The organism is Morganella morganii (assembly GCF_041099235.1).
Taxonomy (GTDB): Bacteria; Pseudomonadota; Gammaproteobacteria; order Enterobacterales; family Enterobacteriaceae; genus Morganella; species Morganella morganii_E.
In genome coordinates, this window is the sequence record NZ_JBFZSO010000007.1 from 171,321 (window position 1) to 188,894 (window position 17,574).

General features: G+C 53.3%; 18 protein-coding genes. 9 read left to right on the top strand and 9 right to left on the bottom strand.

Annotation, left to right across the window (positions count from 1 at the left end; genetic code table 11):
* Positions 1-230: 230 nt before the first annotated feature.
* Both mltA and tcdA read left to right on the top strand, forming a co-directional pair.
* Positions 231-1,328: a murein transglycosylase A gene (gene mltA / locus AB7038_RS13190; protein WP_369453460.1), complete on the top strand. Its 1,098-nt coding sequence runs from the start codon at positions 231-233 to the stop codon at positions 1,326-1,328.
* A gap of 93 nt (positions 1,329-1,421) precedes the next feature.
* A complete protein-coding gene (gene tcdA, locus AB7038_RS13195) occupies positions 1,422-2,237 on the top strand; it encodes a tRNA cyclic N6-threonylcarbamoyladenosine(37) synthase TcdA (RefSeq protein ID WP_369453461.1) in 816 nt (271 codons plus the stop codon).
* Between the two features lie 5 nt (positions 2,238-2,242).
* Here the strand turns inward: tcdA and csdE are convergent, their stop codons facing one another.
* Positions 2,243-2,689, bottom strand: coding sequence for a cysteine desulfurase sulfur acceptor subunit CsdE (gene csdE, locus AB7038_RS13200; RefSeq protein ID WP_072872089.1), 447 nt, complete (start codon positions 2,687-2,689; stop codon positions 2,243-2,245).
* A gap of 9 nt (positions 2,690-2,698) precedes the next feature.
* Complete coding sequence (gene csdA, locus AB7038_RS13205) at positions 2,699-3,910, bottom strand: cysteine desulfurase CsdA (RefSeq protein WP_369453462.1); 1,212 nt, start codon at positions 3,908-3,910, stop codon at positions 2,699-2,701.
* Positions 3,911-4,421: 511 nt separating this feature from the next.
* On the opposite strand from csdA, the gene AB7038_RS13210 reads away from it, so the two are divergent.
* The 3 genes from AB7038_RS13210 to rlmM are packed head-to-tail and all read left to right on the top strand — an operon-like array spanning position 4,422 to position 6,860.
* The gene (locus tag AB7038_RS13210; protein ID WP_004242201.1) at positions 4,422-5,348 is read left to right on the top strand and encodes a transcriptional regulator GcvA; all 927 of its coding nucleotides are present in this window, start codon (positions 4,422-4,424) and stop codon (positions 5,346-5,348) included.
* Between the two features lie 26 nt (positions 5,349-5,374).
* Positions 5,375-5,770, top strand: coding sequence for a DUF423 domain-containing protein (locus tag AB7038_RS13215; RefSeq protein ID WP_015422457.1), 396 nt, complete (start codon positions 5,375-5,377; stop codon positions 5,768-5,770).
* Positions 5,763-6,860: a 23S rRNA (cytidine(2498)-2'-O)-methyltransferase RlmM gene (gene rlmM, locus AB7038_RS13220; protein WP_369453463.1), complete on the top strand. Its 1,098-nt coding sequence runs from the start codon at positions 5,763-5,765 to the stop codon at positions 6,858-6,860. Before AB7038_RS13215 ends, rlmM begins: the two co-directional genes overlap by 8 nt.
* A 40-nt stretch (positions 6,861-6,900) precedes the next feature.
* Here the strand turns inward: rlmM and AB7038_RS13225 are convergent, their stop codons facing one another.
* The 4 genes from AB7038_RS13225 to queF all read right to left on the bottom strand — a co-directional run bounded on the left by AB7038_RS13225 (position 6,901) and on the right by queF (position 10,845).
* Positions 6,901-7,596, bottom strand: coding sequence for a DUF3592 domain-containing protein (locus AB7038_RS13225; protein WP_369453464.1), 696 nt, complete (start codon positions 7,594-7,596; stop codon positions 6,901-6,903).
* Between the two features lie 145 nt (positions 7,597-7,741).
* Positions 7,742-8,509 carry a flap endonuclease Xni gene (gene xni, locus AB7038_RS13230; protein ID WP_369453465.1) on the bottom strand — a complete coding sequence of 256 codons (768 nt, stop codon included), beginning with the start codon at positions 8,507-8,509 and terminating at the stop codon, positions 7,742-7,744.
* Between the two features lie 56 nt (positions 8,510-8,565).
* Positions 8,566-9,933 (bottom strand): nucleotide 5'-monophosphate nucleosidase PpnN, encoded by a 1,368-nt coding sequence (ppnN, locus tag AB7038_RS13235; RefSeq protein WP_072872094.1) that lies wholly within the window; start codon positions 9,931-9,933, stop codon positions 8,566-8,568.
* A 60-nt stretch (positions 9,934-9,993) separates the two neighbouring features.
* Positions 9,994-10,845: an NADPH-dependent 7-cyano-7-deazaguanine reductase QueF gene (queF, locus tag AB7038_RS13240; protein ID WP_072872095.1), complete on the bottom strand. Its 852-nt coding sequence runs from the start codon at positions 10,843-10,845 to the stop codon at positions 9,994-9,996.
* 108 nt (positions 10,846-10,953) lie between these two features.
* Here queF and syd point away from each other — a divergent pair, with 108 nt between their 5' ends.
* The 4 genes from syd to AB7038_RS13260 all read left to right on the top strand — a co-directional run bounded on the left by syd (position 10,954) and on the right by AB7038_RS13260 (position 13,487).
* The gene (gene syd, locus AB7038_RS13245) at positions 10,954-11,505 is read left to right on the top strand and encodes a SecY-interacting protein (protein ID WP_141178737.1); all 552 of its coding nucleotides are present in this window, start codon (positions 10,954-10,956) and stop codon (positions 11,503-11,505) included.
* 412 nt (positions 11,506-11,917) lie between these two features.
* A complete protein-coding gene (locus tag AB7038_RS13250) occupies positions 11,918-12,241 on the top strand; it encodes a YqcC family protein (protein WP_368889737.1) in 324 nt (107 codons plus the stop codon).
* Positions 12,238-12,996, top strand: coding sequence for a tRNA pseudouridine(65) synthase TruC (gene truC / locus AB7038_RS13255; protein WP_318669490.1), 759 nt, complete (start codon positions 12,238-12,240; stop codon positions 12,994-12,996). The genes AB7038_RS13250 and truC overlap by 4 nt, the downstream gene beginning before the upstream one ends.
* Positions 12,997-13,037: 41 nt before the next feature.
* Positions 13,038-13,487, top strand: a complete 450-nt coding sequence (locus tag AB7038_RS13260; RefSeq protein ID WP_072872099.1) for a flavodoxin — start codon at positions 13,038-13,040, stop codon at positions 13,485-13,487.
* 55 nt (positions 13,488-13,542) lie between these two features.
* On the opposite strand, the gene AB7038_RS13265 is transcribed toward AB7038_RS13260, so the two are convergent.
* The 3 genes from AB7038_RS13265 to glnD all read right to left on the bottom strand — a co-directional run bounded on the left by AB7038_RS13265 (position 13,543) and on the right by glnD (position 17,553).
* Entirely contained in the window at positions 13,543-13,929 is a 387-nt protein-coding gene (locus AB7038_RS13265; protein WP_004237217.1) for a DUF3461 family protein, read from the bottom strand.
* Positions 13,930-14,036: 107 nt separating this feature from the next.
* Positions 14,037-14,861 carry a 2,3,4,5-tetrahydropyridine-2,6-dicarboxylate N-succinyltransferase gene (gene dapD / locus AB7038_RS13270; protein ID WP_004242209.1) on the bottom strand — a complete coding sequence of 275 codons (825 nt, stop codon included), beginning with the start codon at positions 14,859-14,861 and terminating at the stop codon, positions 14,037-14,039.
* A gap of 37 nt (positions 14,862-14,898) precedes the next feature.
* Positions 14,899-17,553, bottom strand: a complete 2,655-nt coding sequence (gene glnD, locus AB7038_RS13275; protein WP_369453466.1) for a bifunctional uridylyltransferase/uridylyl-removing protein GlnD — start codon at positions 17,551-17,553, stop codon at positions 14,899-14,901.
* Positions 17,554-17,574: the final 21 nt, after the last annotated feature.

Consider the following 17,574-nt stretch of genomic DNA (forward strand, 5'->3'; position numbering starts at 1 on the left):
GTCTGTGAGGCGCCCACTATACTCAGGATGAGAGCTGATGCAAGTTTTTTCTTGATAAAAAGCTATCCCGCCCCCTGATTTGGTTAATTATCCGGCCGGTTGCGTATTTTTTATTCATTTAGCCGGATGATTGTTCAGAAGAAAAAATGAAACCGGTTGCATAATAAAAGCGATTTGATATCGTTCGCATACATATTGTATTAATTCAAATTATTGGTTGGCGGATGGGTATGAGCAAAACCGGCAGGTATTTGTTGTGCGGCGTATTATTTTCTTTATTGGTTGGTTGTGAATCTCGCCCGACAGATAAAGGTCAGCAGTATAAAGACGGGCATCTGACACAGAATTTACAGGAAGTGGCGAGCGTCAACAGTCCCGGCGTGCCGGTCAATGGCCCGGACTTTCTGAAACAGGTGGAAGCCATCCGGACAACCTCACCGCGCCTGTACAATCAGTACAGCGAGAACTTCCGTGCGGTTGAAAACTGGCTGCGTTCCGGTGCGGATACCGCGCAGCTGCGGCAGTTCAACCTGCACAGCTATCAGATGGAAGGCAAAGATAACTACGGAAACGTGCAGTTTACCGGCTATTACACCCCGGTTGTTCAGGCCCGTCATACCCGTCAGGGGGAGTTTCAGTATCCTATCTACCGCATGCCGCCGAAAAAAGGCAGCCGCCTGCCAAGCCGTGCTCAGATTTACAGCGGCGCGCTGAGTGATAACTATGTCCTCGCCTACAGCAATTCACTGATGGATAACTTCCTGATGGATGTTCAGGGCAGTGCTTATATTGATTTCGATGATGGTTCTGAGCTGAACTTTTTCGCTTATGCCGGGAAGAACGGACACGGTTATACCAGTATCGGTCGTGTTCTGATCGAGCGCGGCGAGGTGGAAAAGAAAGATATGTCGATGCTGGCGATCCGCAAGTGGGCCGATAATCACTCTCCGCAGGAAGTGCAGGAATTACTGGAGCAAAACGCCTCTTTTGTCTTTTTCACACCGAAGCAGTTTGCACCGGTAAAAGGGGCGAGCGCGGTACCGCTGATTGCCAAAGCCTCTGTGGCCTCGGATAAAACCCTGATCCCGCCGGGTACCACGCTGCTGGCGGAAGTTCCGGTGCTGGATAACCAGGGTAATTTTACCGGCCGTTACGATATGCGTCTGATGATCGCGCTGGATGTCGGCGGGGCTATCAAGGGGCATCACTTCGATATTTACCACGGTATCGGCCACGATGCCGGGCTGATGGCCGGTTTCTACAATCACTACGGTCGCGTCTGGGTACTGAAAAAAGGGATCCCGCCGATCCTGAACCCGGCGCTGTAGTCTTTCATTCTTGAGGTGTATACTTCGCGATGAAGTATGCACCCGCATTATTTCTTAGTCGTTTCTGTCATTTTCACCGCAGGTTTCTGTATTATGCAAACCCTTTTATCTGATGCTTATCTGCAGCGTTTTGCCGGTATTGGTCGTCTTTATGGTCAGCAGGCGCTCCGTTTGTTTGCCCGCTCTCATTTCTGTGTTATCGGCATCGGCGGTGTCGGCTCGTGGGCGGCGGAAGCGCTGGCACGTACCGGAATCGGTGCCATTACACTGATTGATATGGATGATGTGTGCGTGACTAATACCAACCGGCAGATCCACGCCATGCAGGGTACGGTCGGGCAGCCGAAAATTGAGGTGATGCGGGAGCGGATCCTGGCCATCAACCCGGAATGTCAGGTGCATTGTACGGATGATTTTGTCACGCCGGATAATGTTGCGGACATGATGAGCCCGGGGTTTGATTATGTGATTGATGCTATCGACAGCGTCCGCCCGAAAGCGGCGCTGCTGGCCTACTGCCGCCGTAACAAAATTCCGCTGGTCACCACCGGCGGCGCCGGCGGGCAGATCGACCCGACTCAGATTCAGGTCGCGGATCTGGCGAAAACCTTACAGGATCCGCTGGCGGCGAAACTGCGTGAGCGCCTGAAATCAGACTACGGTGTGCGCAAAAACGGCAAAGGACGGCTCGGGATTGATTGTGTGTTCTCGACAGAGCCGCTGCGTTACCCGCAGGCGGACGGCAGCGCGGCCTGTGGTATGAAGAACAGTGCGGAAGGGAGTATGCGGATGGACTGTGCTGCCGGGTTTGGTGCCGCCACCGTGGTCACGGCATCCTTCGGGTTTGTGGCGGTCTCTCATGCACTGAAAAAACTGATGGCAAAAGCGGAGCGTGCTGCGGCTGAGTAAGCCTCTCAGGCGCTGAACCGCTGCGCTATGGCGCGGGCGGCATCAATCAGTGCCTGAATGCCGTTTTGTCTGGACTGGCTGAGCTGCGCGCTCAGTCCGTATTGTTCATACGCTGCGGATAAATCCGCAGATAACAGTGCAGCTGGTGTCAGACCTTCCGCTTCGGTCAGCAGTACCGCCAGCAGGCCTTTAACAATCCGCCCGTCACTGTCCCCCCAAAAATGCAGCGTACCATCGTTGCTTAGAGTGCCATCCAGCCAGACGCGGTTTTCACAACCTTTAATTTCGGTCTTTTCACCTTTGCTTTCCGGCGGCAGTGCCGGTAACTGACGCGCCAGCATCACCAGCTGACGGTATTTTTCCTCCCATGAGCGGCAGGCGGAAAAGGTTTCCGTGAGCTGCTCACGGCGGATAGTGTGGCCGAACGGGTGTGCCGGAAATGTGTGTGTCATTTTTTTCTCTCAGTCGTCAGTCAGGATTTCAAGGGCAAACTGTACCGCCTGCACCAGCTGACGGACATCATCCGGCTGATTATACGGCATAAAGGAGACCCGCAGACAGCCTTCCGTGCCCAGTGCCTGACACAGCGGCTGCGCACAGTGCTGCCCGTGGCGCAGGGCGATATTTTTTTCCGCCAGCAGCGTGGCAATATCGCTGTGATGAATACCATCGATATTAAAGGCCAGCAGCGGGCTGCCGGGGCTGCGGTAACTGCGGAAACCGGGCAGTTCCGCGAGTTGCTGCTCCGCACTGTCACACAGTGCAATGGTGTAATCGTGGGCGGCAGTGAGATCGATTGTATCCAGCCAGCGCAGGGTTTCCCCGAACGCAGTAACACCGGCCACATTCGGTGTTCCTGCTTCAAAACGGGCGGGAACCGGTGCCGGGGTAAAGCTGAAAAAGTCGGTATCCGTCAGCATTTTGCCGCCGCCCTGCCACGGCTGCATATCACTGAGCAGTTCCTGACGGCCGTACAGCACACCCAGTCCGTTCGGGCCATAGAGTTTGTGGGCGGAAAACGCATAGAAATCAACGTCACTGAGGGTGACATTCAGCGGGCGGTGAACCACGCCCTGAGCACCGTCAGCGACAATCAGTGCGCCGTGCTGATGTGCCAGCTGCGCTGCGCGGGCAATATCCGGCTGACAGCCGGTGACATTGGACATCTGTGTAACTGCCACCAGCCGGGTGTGCGGTGACAGCAGGGTTTCCAGCTGATCGCAGCACAGTGTTTTGTCCGCCGTCAGCGGCCATTTCACCAGAGTTGCCCCGGTCTGCTGTGCCAGCATGATCCACGGGATCAGGTTGGAGTGGTGTTCCATCTCACTGACAATGATTTCATCCCCCGGCTGCAGACGCGGGCGGAAAAAGCCCTGAGCGACCAGGTTCAGGGATTCGGTGGTACCTTTTGTCCAGATACAGCTGCGGGCATCTTCAGCCTGAATCAGCTGCCGCACAGCGTCACGCGCCTGCTCAAACTGTTCAGTGACGGCTCTGGCCTGCCGGTGATGGCTGCGGTGAACGGTCGCGCCGCTGTCATTCTGATAATAGCGGGCGGTGGCCTGTGTCATCACCTCCGGTTTAAGGGCAGTGGCGGCGCTGTCGAGAAAAACAGTGTCGCAGGCAGTCCCGGGAAAGGCGCGGCGGAATGTATCGGGAGAAAAGGTTTTCATCAGTGTTATCAACGGCAGTCTGAGATAAACAGAGCTTATGCAAAAAGTGCGGTATCCGGTACATCAGAGGCGGGAGCCAGGTGGTGACCGGCCGGATCGCGGAGGTAGCACCGTCAGCGACGGTTTACTATAATCAACATCGTGACGGCTTTCCAGACGGGGAAAACGTATCTGCGGACGGAAGGCAAAAAAAAAGCACCGCAATCGGCGGTGCATTCAAAAAATCACTATGGACAGACAGGGTAAATGTACAGGAAGTGAAAAAAACAGTAGCTTAAGCTACTATGTCCGGAACTCCCGGACAACTTGCAAACACAACATCACAACCACATAGCCAAAAGTTTTGCAGTATCGCTACCGTTCAACTTTTCGTTCCGGCTCAGGAAGTGGGCATACTATAGGTATTTGCTGGTGTATCATCAAGGGACAATTTATAATGCTTCGGATTACAAAAACTAATCCCGACTAAACTTACGTTACCGGTATCCGGATCTGACAGAAAAACCAGAAAATGTCCAAACGATTGCCTCCGCTCAATGCACTGCGTGTCTTCGATGCTGCCGCCCGTCATTTAAGTTTTACTAAGGCGGCGGAAGAGCTTTTTGTGACCCAGGCTGCAGTGAGCCATCAGATGAAAAGCCTGGAAGATTTCCTCGGGCTGAAATTATTCCGCCGCCGGAACCGTTCGTTGTTGCTGACGGAAGAGGGGCAGAGTTATTATCTCGATATTAAGGAAATCTTCTCAGCGATAAACGATGCTACGCGCAAACTCCAGGCGCGCAGTGCCAAAGGGGCGCTGACGGTCAGTTTGTCACCGAGTTTTGCGATCCAGTGGCTGGTGCCGCGTCTGTCCGGCTTTCATCAGGCCTATCCGGGCATTGATGTGCGGATCCAGGCGGTTGACCGCGAAGAAGATAAACTGGCCGATGATGTGGATGTGGCGATTTTTTACGGCAGGGGCAACTGGCCGGGTCTGCGTACAGACCGGCTGTATGCGGAATATCTGATCCCGGTGTGCGCGCCGTCACTGATGACCGGTGAACGGCCGCTCAAAACGCTGACCGATTTGTCGTATCATACACTTCTGCATGATTCATCCCGCCGTGACTGGCAGGCGTATATCCGCCAGGCGGATTTACAGCAGCAGGTTAATGTGCAGCACGGGCCGATTTTCAGCCACAGTGCGATGGTGATTCAGGCCGCAGTGCACGGGCAGGGCGTGGCACTGGTCAATAATGTTATGGCAAAAAATGAACTGGATGCCGGTCGCCTGGTGTGCCCGTTTAAAGATATTCTGGTCAGTAAGAATGCGTTTTATCTGGTGTGTCAGGACAGTCAGGCTGATTCCGGTAAAATCGCAGCATTCCGTCAGTGGATTATGGCGCAGGCGGCGAGTGAACAGGAAAAACTAGGTTGGATGACAAGTGAGCAGGATTAACCTGAACTTCACATAAGGTATGGCAAATGAATAGTCGGTTGATGTTAATTTTTGCCGGTTTCAGCGGCTTTTTTTATGTTGCATTCGGCGCAATCGGATCGCACCTTTTAACTCCGGTTCTGGCAAAGCACCAGATGGACTGGATTAATCTGGGTCTCCAGTACCAGATCTCACATACACTCGCCCTGATGGGGCTCGCCGCTGTGCTGATGCGCAAAGTGGTATTGTGGTTTTACTGGAGCGGACTGTTTTTCGGGATCGGCATTCTGTTGTTTTCCGGCAGCCTGTATTGTATGGCGCTGTTACAGATGAAATATTTTGCCTATTTTACGCCGGTTGGCGGGGTAAGTTTCCTGTTAGGCTGGTTTTGTGTATTGATTGGCGCGTTGCGTCTAAGGAAAGTGGCTTCCGGCCATGAATAAAATAGCATTATATTGCCGTCCGGGTTTTGAAAAAGAGTGTGCCGCTGAGATCACGGATAAAGCCGGACGTCTTGAGATTTTTGGTTTCCCGCGGGTGAAAGAGAACAGCGGTTATGTCATTTTTGAATGCTATCAGCCGGATGATGCCGATCGCATTGCAAAAGAGATCCCGTTTAAAGAACTGATTTTTGCCCGTCAGATGATAGTTGTCGGCGAACTGCTGAAAAACTTACCCGAAAATGACCGGATTTCGCCGATCATGGGGATGCTGACCGGTGTGGTGGAGCGTGCGGGTGATCTGCGCGTCGAAGTGCCTGACACCAACGAAGCCAAAGAGCTGATGAAGTTCTGCCGTAAATTCACGGTGCCGCTGCGTGCGGCACTGCGTCAGGAAAAACTGCTGCTGGCAAAAGAGAACCGGGGCCGTCCGGTCATTCACGTTTTCTTTATCGCGCCGGGCTGCTGCTATGTTGGTTATTCGTATTCAAATAATAACTCGATGTTCTACATGGGCATCCCGCGTCTGAAATTCCCGTCAGATGCACCGAGCCGCTCCACCCTCAAGCTGGAAGAAGCATTCCATATGTTTATTCCGTACGACGAATGGGAAGAGCGTCTGGAAGGCGGATTACAGGCGGTGGATCTGGGTGCATGCCCGGGCGGCTGGACGTATCAGCTGGTGAAACACAGTATGCGTGTTCAGGCCGTGGATAACGGCCCGATGGCTGAAAGCCTGATGGAAACCGGTCAGGTGCGCCATCTCCGTGAGGACGGCTTTAAGTTCGTGCCGACATCCAAAAATATTACCTGGCTGGTCTGCGATATGGTGGAAAAACCGGCAAAAGTGGCTGCGCTGATGACCACCTGGATGGTTAACGGCTGGTGCCGCGAGACGATTTTCAACCTCAAACTGCCGATGAAAAAGCGCTATGAAGAGGTATCCCATATCCTCGAAAAAATGGCTTCTGAAATGAAAGAGCAGGGCGTGAATGCGCTGATCCACGCGAAACATCTGTACCATGACCGTGAGGAAATTACGGTGCATGTCCAGCGGGTGTGGGGTGCATATAACCCGGATCGGGTGTTCTGATGAATAATCCCGGCAATTATTGCCGGGATTCTTTTTTGTATCACTTCACTTTCGGCAGGAAAGAGATATCCATGTAGTATTTATCAGGATTTTTCTTGTCCACATAAACGGTGACAAACTCCTGATTAATAAACGGTGACGGGTCAAACGCAATATTGTGGCTGTAATACAGTTTCACCGTGTTTGCCGCAGTGTCATGCATCTGTGCTACAATCTGAAACGGGCTGCGGCCGTTGATATTGATCGTGGTATTCAGGATCACTTCACTGAACCGGGCTTTGACCGGCATCCCTTCCCGCAGCAGGCGCTGACCGGATTTACTCCGCAGATACATGATAATCAGCGGCAGCGTACCGACCAGTGCAAATACTGCCCCCATTCCGAGAAGAATCACGGCTCCGCCGTACAGACCGCCGAAAGCGTGGATAACCGCGTTATCCGGGCTGCCCGGCTGGTAAATAACATCAATGTCGTCACCCAGTGCATTGCGGTAACCGCTGCTGCAATAAGAGGACTCCATGACATACTCTTCCTGCCCGTCAGTGTATTTCACTACAGGGCAATAAGAAGCACCGTCATCCGAGCGGTGAACAGACAGATCGATAATTTGTCCGGTGACCACTATCCCGCTTTTTTCCTGTGAATAACCGGAAAGGTAAAAGTAACTGCCGCCCATCAGCATCAGCAAACCAATAACTGCAAAAATCCCTGAAATAATGCGTGCTTTCGTAAACATAAGCCATCCGCTAGCTGGTTAATATATTAATAAAACCGAGTGTAGAGGATGGCTGCCGGTTTACCTAACGATTTCAACTTAAGCTAAATTTGACCGGATTATTCCTAACGAAACTGAGTAAACACAGGCACTCCGTTTGTCTGGTTTAAGAGCTGCTGTTTCCCGCCGGTAAGCGCAGCTGGCTGAGATTTCCCTGTAAATGCAGATCCCGCTTCAGGGTGGCGACGTCACGGCAACTGTAAGCCATGGTTTTTCCGTCGATGAGTTTCTGACGCCATTTTTCCGGTACCTGGTCAATGTGGCTGTAGAGTGAATCCAGGTCAGCAAAGGTGCTGAGCAGTGTGGCCGCTGTTTTCGGGCCGATACCGGTGATACCGGGAATTTTACTGCTGCTGATACCGCTTAAGCCCCAGAAGTCCGGTAATTGCTGTGCGGTAACACCAAATTCGGCGGCAATAAACGGCATATCGAGCCAGCGTTTCTGAAAATAGTCGCGGATCTGGATCTGCGGGGAGAGCAGCTGGCAGTAGCCTTTGTCGGTGGATACTATCGTCACCCTGTGTCCCGCCTGACCGACTTTGTGCGCCAGTGTGGCGGCGAGATCATCCGCTTCATCGCCTTCGGAATGCCATGCCAGGATGCCGTGACGGGCAAACATCTCCCGCAGCAGCGGCAGTTCCTGCCGGACAACCTCCGGCATCTCACTGCGCCCGGCTTTGTAACCCGGCAGCAGCTGATGACGCCAGCTGTGACTGCGGTCGTCTTCATCAAAGACCGTGACCGCGTGTGTCGGTTGTGCATGATTCAGGATCTGCATCAGCGCCTGCTCACAGACCAGCAGGCCGGACTGGCTCTGCACGGCGTAGATCCGGCGGATCAGATTCATTGCATCGATAATCAGTAAATGGATCATAGTCGCTATATATAATTTCCCCGCCGGCGGCGGGGAAACAGTTCAGATAAAAAGTATCAGCGGATGATTTCGTAGCATGGCTCGTAAGCCGTGCCGCCCGGTAATTTCATCCGGTGCTGTTCCACAAATCCGCGCAGCATGACATCCATCCGCTGCATAATGGCTTCTTCGCCGTGGATTTTGAACGGCCCGTGCTGTGCGATAGCCTGCATACCGTTTTCTTTTACGTTACCGGCGACAATACCGGAGAATGCACGGCGCAGATCCGCCGCCAGTTTTTCCGGCTCCTGATTGCGGTACAGGTTCAGTGCGGTCATATTTTCATGTGTCGGTTCAAACGGATGCTGCAAATCACCGGCAATTTTAATCGACCAGTTGAAGCTGTAAGCATCACCGGTGCTGCGGCGGTTATCTTTCACTTCCGGCATGGCGCGTTTCATCACACGGGCAACTTCCACCGGATCATCAATAATGATCTGATAATGGCGGGTGGCTTCTTCGCCCAGAGTGTTGATGACGAAATCATTGAGCACACGGAAATAGTCGGCGCTCTCTTTCGGCCCGGTCAGTACCAGCGGCAGTACCTGATCTTTGTTTTCCGGATGCATCAGGATCCCCAGCAGATAGAGCAGCTCTTCAGCTGTGCCGACCCCGCCCGGGAAGATGATGATCCCGTGTGCCAGGCGGACAAAGCTCTCCAGCCGTTTTTCGATATCCGGCATGATGATAAGTTCGTTCACCAGCGGGTTAGGCGGCTCAGCGGCAATAATGGACGGCTCGGTCAGACCGATAAACCGGCTGTTTTTGTACCCCTGCTGGGCATGACCGACAGCCGCGCCTTTCATCGGCGCTTCCATGGCACCCGGTCCGCAGCCGGTACAGATATTCAGCTCGCGCAGCCCCAGCTCGTTGCCGACTTTACGCCCGTACAGGTATTCGGTTTCATTGATGGAGTGACCGCCCCAGCAGACGATCATATTCGGATCTTCATCAATATGCAGGGCACGGGCGTTACGCAGAATAAAGAAAATCAGGTTGGTGATATGCGCGCTGTTATCCAGATTCAGACCGCGGCAGCGCTCGGCATCGGTGATCTGGGTCTGTACGAACAGGATATCGCGCAGCACGGCAAACAGGTTCGCCTGGAGTGAACGGATAATTTTACCGTCAACAAACGCATTCTGCGGCGGGTTCACCAGTTCGAGTTTTACCCCGCGCTCACGGCGCAGCACGTTAATATCAAAATCCGGGAAACGGGACAGTAATTCATGACTGTTATCCATCTGGCTGCCGGAATTCAGCACCGCCAGCGAACAGTTGCGGTACAGACGGTACAGGTGACTGCTTGCTGTCCGTTTCAGAACATCAACTTCAAGCTGGGAAAGCAGATCCATAGAGCCTAACGGGCTGATATGTGTGATCAAGTAAAACTCCTTGTTATCCCGTGGATAAATTGTAGTCGTACAGGTTGCGCGCTGTCTGCCTTACTGACGGGCGAGACGGTCCGCAGACGGTGTAAAGTCCGTATTGGTGCGCCACGGATTGATATCCAGCCCGCCGCGCCGTGTATAACGGGCATAGACAGTCAGGGCAACCGGGCGGCAGTGTGTGTTCAGATCGGTAAAAATCCGCTCAACGCACTGCTCATGAAACTCGTTATGGTTGCGGAATGACACCAGATACCGCAGCAGTTTTTCACGATCAATTTTGGGGCCGCGATACTGTATGGCGACGGAGCCCCAGTCAGGCTGCTGTGTAATCAGGCAGTTTGATTTTAGCAGGTGGCTGACTAACGTTTCTTCAACGACATCGTCATTTTCATTGACGGCATCAATAAGATAATCACTGCTGAACTGATAATCAGTAATTGTAATATCCTGATAATCGATACACTCGCCGGTAAAATCAATGATTTTTTGTTCCGTGAACTGATCCGGGCGCAGCAGTTCCACTGTTACCGTTCCCTGTGCACAGGCGCTTAAATCCTGCTCCAGTGTGCGGCGGACATCATCCGCAGAGGCAAATACCGTCTGGTTAAAGCTGTTGAGATAGAGCTTGAAGCTCTTGGATTCGATCAGATTCAGCCCGGCGGCATCGAGGGAAACATAGCCGAGCGCAATGCAGGGCACGCCGTTCGGCTGTAGCCAGGAGAGTTCATAGAGTGTCCACAGATCCGCACCGCGAAAAGGCAGATTATCCGCATGCAGATGCAGTGCATCCCGGTTGAGGCTGCGCGGCACACCCTGTAACAGAGCGGGATTGTAATGCTGCTCATAACCGGTTTTTTTACCGAGCGTCAGTGACGCCAGTTCCGCCTTTCCTTCATACAGAGACATAAATAACCCTTTTACCTCAGGTGAAAAATAGTACCGCCTGTCGCCAATACAGTCTGTCATACGTTACTATAGCGGCATGATACTTTTATGTTTAACAGGTTTTGCGATATGACCCGCACAGTTTCTCAGGCGTTACATCAGTTTACCCGGCATTATGTCGGTTTATGGCAGGAAAAAACAGGTTTACCGCCGATCAGTCACGATCTTTATGGTATTCCTTCCCCGTGTATTATCCGCACCGGTGATGAGTGTGTGTACTGGGAACCGGCGGAATTCACTGCAGACAAGCATTTGCAGCCGGTTGAAAAAGCGCTGGATATTCAGCTGCACCCGGATATCAGTGAATTTTACACGCAGCAGTTTGCGGGGGATATGCAGGCTGTTTTCGAGGACATTCAGCTCAGTCTGGTACAGGTCTGGAGTGAGGATGATTTTATCCGCCTGCAGGAAAACCTGATTGGTCATCTGGTCACGCAGCGCCGTCTGAAACTGCCGCCGACACAGTTTATCGCCACACTGGAATCGGAATTTGACATGATTTCCGTCTGTAACCTGAGCGGAGAAGTGATCCTCGAAACGTTCGGCACCACAAAGCGCCGGGTGCTGGCGGCGGATACGGCATCATTTCTGTCACAACTGACAGCAGTATGCCCGGCATAAATATCACTGACAGCGGTGTGGGATTTTACCGGTGATGACTGTAATACGGTCTGCCGTAAAATGATGATTTACTTAAAATAATCATTAAATTCAGATAGTTAGTGTTTCTGTGTCACTGTGGTTTCCCGCCGGTATTATTGTTTGTCACGCCGTGCTGCGGCATGCTGTCTGTGCCCATAAGGAAGTGGACGGAAATACACGGATGTATTTTCAGCAGAGACAGGATGTTATTTTATTAAAAACGAGGGGGATTTTTCCCCTCGTTTTTAATCCCCCCGCAACTCCCCGTTATGCCTTTTTATGTCTTCCGGACAGGAATTGATTTTTACTTATCTGACCTCAATGTTACGCTACAGATATCAGCGGCATTGGCTGCGGAAAATGAATTTTACAGCGTAAACAGGTTTCAGTTATGACAAAACATCAGCAGATTATTGCGATTCTGACGGACATCGAGAATGAGATGCGCGCCGTCGATCTGTGGCAGGGGCAGCCTCCGGCAGCAGAAGCATTTGAAAGCGGACTGCCGTTTGCGGTGGATACCATGAATGCCCACGAGTGGTTACAGTGGATCCTTATCCCGCGTCTGTATGCCATGATTGAACAGGGCGCAGCACTGCCGTCCGCTTTTCAGATAGCCCCGTATTTTGAAGAGCACTACAGAGGGGACGAACAGGCTGCACGCTATCTGGTGCTGCTTGACCATTTACGGGCACTGGACGGGCTTTTCGCGTGACACAATCATTGCAGGACACGCCATTACCGGAAAAACCATTACTGGAAATCTGTTATCAGGATGAACATATCGTCGCGGTGAATAAACCCGCCGGATGGCTGGTACACCGCAGCTGGCTCGACCGTCATGAAACGGTATTTGTGATGCAGACACTGCGTGACCAGATAGGTCAGCATGTTTTTCCTGTTCACCGCCTGGACCGGCCGACCTCCGGCGTGCTGCTGATGGGGTTGTCGTCTGAGGTGGCCCGGCTGCTGTCGCAGCAGCTTGAGCGGCATGAAATGCAGAAAACCTACCATGCGGTGGTGCGCGGCTGGATAGAAGAAACGGCGACACTGGATTACCCGCTGGTGGAAGAGCTGGATAAAATCGCCGATAAATTTGCGGCGGAAAAACCGGCACAACCAGCAGTGACACACTACCGCCCGCTGGCGAAAGTGGAGTGTCCGGTGGCTATCGGGCGCTATCCCACATCCCGTTTTACCCTGACGGAACTGAAACCGGAAACCGGACGCAAACACCAGCTGCGCCGCCATATGCAGCATCTGCGGCATCCGATTATAGGTGATACCGCGCACGGTGATCTGCGTCAGAACCGGGGATTCACCGAACACTTCGGCAGCCGCCGGCTGATGCTGCATGCATCTGAACTGGCACTGACACACCCGGTCAGCGGGGAGCCGCTGGTACTGCATGCCGGTTTCGATGAAACCTGGCAGAGGGTGGCGGAACAGCTTGGCTGGACATTACCCTGATTTATTAATAATTTGATTTTACTGATGAAAAAGGACGGATAATGGCACGTATCGGTATTTTTATCGGCACAGTTTACGGCAACTCGCTGGCTGTGGGTGAAGAGGCGCAGACCATTCTGGAGCAGGCCGGTCATGAAGTGGTGTTATTTGATGAACCGGAACTGTCACAGTGGAAAGATTATCTCACGGATGTGGCACTGGTGATCACCTCCACTACCGGGCAGGGCGATCTGCCGGATAATATCCGCGAACTGTTTGCCGGTCTGCGGGATGACATCGGTTATCAGCCGTCGCTGCGCTACGGCATTATCGCGCTGGGTGACAGCAGTTATGATAATTTTGCCGGCGGCGGCCGTCAGTTCAATGAATTACTGCAGGAGCAGCATGCGCAGCGTATCGGCGAGATGCTGGTGATTGACGGCGCGGAAGTTGCCGCACCGGAAGAGTTCGCACAGCCGTGGCTGACTGCCTGGGCGGCACTGGTCAGCTGATCACGGAAAACAACGCCGCAGCGGCTTTGCAGCACTGCGGCAGTGTTTCATCCGGTTACTTGCGGGTCAGTTTTTCCAGATCGCTTTCAATTTCGGCGATCTTATTGGACACCACATGCTCCAGATGGCGGAGATCGTCGAGGATCTTACGCTTCAGATCGATTTCCGGCATTGCGCTTTCGGTCTGCTGGCAAATAGTATCCAGTTCTTCAATGACATAACGCAGGTTGCTGTTGATCTCGTTAATCTCTTTGAAACCCTGTGCATCCTGAATGGTCTTGCGCTGACGCGGGTATTTGAACTTCACGCTCTTGGCAAAAAACTCGCCTTTATCCTTGCGGAAATAGATTTTCAGAATGTCATTGTTCGCTTCCTGACGAAGAGTATAGCGATCAATATCTTCAGGATGCGTAATTCCCAGACTTTTTAAATTGTCGTACATGTGCGCCACCTAATTGATTGTTATTCTGTCCTGTTCCCGCCGCAAAAGGCGGAAGATAAGATGCACGGATAAAAAAATAGCGGAGTTATTATCCGCTATTTCTGAGATTAGTCTATGGTGCGTAACAATTCATTAATTCCGACCTTACCGCGCGTTTTTTCATCCACTTTTTTGACAATCACCGCACAATAGAGGCTGTAACGGCCATCTTTTGACGGCAGATTACCGGAGACAACCACAGAGCCCGCCGGGACACGACCGTAATGGATTTCGCCGGTTTCGCGATCATAAATTTTGGTGCTCTGGCCGATATACACGCCCATGGAAATCACGGAGCCGGTTTCCACAATCACCCCTTCCACCACTTCGGAACGCGCGCCGATAAAGCAGTTGTCCTCGATAATGGTCGGATTGGCCTGTAACGGCTCTAATACCCCGCCGATACCGACACCGCCGGAGAGATGCACGTTTTTCCCGATCTGCGCACAGGAGCCGACCGTCGCCCAGGTATCGACCATCGTGCCTTCATCCACATAGGCACCGATATTGACGTAAGACGGCATCAGCACAGTATTGCGGGCGATAAACGCTCCGCGGCGGGCTGCCGCAGGCGGTACCACCCGGAACCCTTCGCGCTCAAAACGCGCCTGGTCGTAATCCGCGAATTTCATCGGGACTTTATCAAAGTAACGGGATTCAGCCCCGTCCATCACCTGATTGTCACTGATACGGAAAGAGAGCAGCACTGCTTTTTTCAGCCACTGATGTGTCACCCAGGTGCCGCCGATTTTTTCAGCGACCCGCAGTTTTCCGCTGTCCAGTAACTCAATCACCTGATTAACTGCGTCACGCAGTGCAGGGGTGGCAGTTGCCGGTGTCACAGCGGCGCGATCTTCAAAGGCGGATTCAATAATGGCCTGTAATTGCTGCATCGGTGTTTGTTTCCTTTTATCTGGTGCTTTGATGAATTTACTCTGTTTTATCCTTTGAATTGAGGGCTTTTGTCAACCGTTCAGTCAGTTCTTCCTGAATATTTTTATCCAGCGCTTTATTATCCTTATCCGTCAGAATAAAAATATCCTCGACTTTTTCGCCGGTTGTGGTGATGCGCGCGCCGTGCAGCTGAAGGCCGAGTCCGGCAAAAATCTGACCAACTTGTGCCAGCAGCCCGGGTTTATCCAGCGCATATAATTCCATGTAGCTGCGCAGGCCGCGTTTATTGTGAATAAACTTCACCCGTGTCGGCACATCAAAATGGCGCAGTTTGGCGGGCGCGGTCCGGGTGCGGTGGTTCGGTACATAGTCTGTGGTGACTGCGCAGGCCAGTGCTTTGCGGATGGTGTCATGGCGATCGGCGGCGAGAGGCTTGCCGTCCGGCTCCAGTACCACAAAGGAATCCATTGCCATATTGTCGCGGTTGGTAAAAATCTGGGCATTCTGAACACTGAGATTACGGCGATCCAACTCGCTGACCACCGAGGCAAACAGAGAAGGGCGGTCGTTGCACCAGATAAAAATTTCACTGCCGCCGTGGCTGCGCTGGTTACTGATCAGGATCAGCGGTGATGCCATATCATTTTTCAGCAGTGCCCCGGCGTGCCAGGCAAGCTGCTCCGGGGTATGGCGCAGGAAATAATCCGCATGACAGCGCGACCAGAACCGGTTCAGTTTCTGCTCATCGGCACCGTCCTGACGCAGCAGAGCCAGCGCGCGATCGCGGTGGTGGCGGATCCGCTGGCGCAGATTCGGTTTGTTATGCACTCCGCGTAATAACTGGTTCTCGGTGCTGATAAACAGCTCGCGCAGCAGACTGCGCCGCCAGCCGTTCCAGAGTGAAGCATTGGTCGCCCATATATCGGCAACAGTCAGGCAGATAAGGTAACGGAGCCGCTCTGTGCTCTGTACCTCACCGGCAAAGGTACGGATCACTTCCGGATCCTGAATATCCCGGCGCTGTGCGGTCACCGACATCAGCAGGTGTTTTTCCACCAGCCAGCTGACCAGGTCTGTGTCTGCTTCATTCAGGCCGTGATATTCACAGAACTCCCGTGCATCTGCCGCACCAAGAACGGCATGATCACCCTGTCTGCCCTTGGCGATATCGTGGAACAGAGCCGCGAGGCGCAGCAGTTCCGGCTGCGGCAGTTTCGGCCAGACATCCACACACACCGGATGATTCACCCGCTCGGATTCCAGCCTGAAAGTATCGATTTTTCCCAGCACCCGCAGTGTGTGTTCATCCACGGTATAGGCATGGAACAGATCGAACTGCATCTGCCCGACAATATTGCCCCACAGCGGCATATAGGCACCCAGCACGCCGTGACGGTGCATCGGAACAAACGCAGCACTCACACCGCGCGGATGGCGCAGGATCGCGATAAACAGCTCTCTGGCCTCCGGATACTCCATCAGCGGACGGCTGAGGTGCCGCCGGGCATGGCGCAACTGACGGAGCGTACCGGAATGAATACCGGTGATGGTGTCATCGCAGGCCATGCGGTAAAACATCCGCATAATGGCCGCGGGATCCTCACTGAACAGCGAATCACGGATAAGCCCGATACGGTGGCCGTACAGCTGAAAATCCTTATCAAGTGGTTTTGGGGTATCGTGGTGCCCGGCGTGCAGAATAGCTTCGTCGAACAATTGCAGCAGCATCTCATTGAGTTCGGACACGCGGCGGGTGACGCGGTAATAGGCTTTCATCATCCGCTCGACCGGCTGGTTGTGCTCGCCGTCATACCCGAGCTGCTCCGCCACACTGAGCTGGCGGTCAAACAGCAGGCGGTTATCGTAGCGGCTGAGGGACAGATGCAGGGCAAAGCGGATGCGCCAGAGCATATCCAGACATTCATTCAGCTCTTCCCGTTCGGCATCGGTCAGAAATCCGGAACCGGCCATTTCATACAGCGATGTCGCGCCGAAATGACGGCGGGCCACCCAGAGCAGGGTGTGGATATCACGCAGCCCGCCCGGACTGCTTTTGATATCCGGCTCCAGGTTATAACTGGTGCTGTGATAGCGGGCGTGGCGCTCTTTCTGCTCTGCCAGTTTGGCGGCAAAAAAGCGTGGTGACGGCCAGAAGCTGTCATTAAATATCTGCCGCTGTAACTGCAGGAACAGCGGCAGGGTGCCGCAGATAAGCCGCGATTCAATCAGGTTGGTGGCGACAGTCAGGTCGCCGAGCCCTTCGCGGAGACACTCATCGAGGGTGCGGACACTGTGGCCGACCGTCAGTTTCAGATCCCACAGCACGGCAATAAACTCACCGATTTTCGGCGTGAGTGCTTCCGGCAGCGGGGCTTTGCTCAGAAGCAGAATATCGATATCCGACAACGGATGCAGTTCCCGGCGACCGTAACCGCCGACGGCCACCAGGGCGAAATCCGCCACCTCATCAAAACTGAAAAACTGCCACAGGCGGATCAGCAGCTGATCGATATAATCACTGCGGGTCAGCAGCAGGGTATGAACAGGCTGGCCTTCGCGGAAAGCCTCCGCCTGCCAGCGGCGGTAATGCTCCAGATGTTCCCGCAGCACAGGCAGTTGCAAATCATCATCAGTAAAGGATAACGGCGAGGCGGGTTTCAGGGCTGATGCGGTATTCCGGGCATTGTCCATACGGGATCCTTGTGGCAGAGG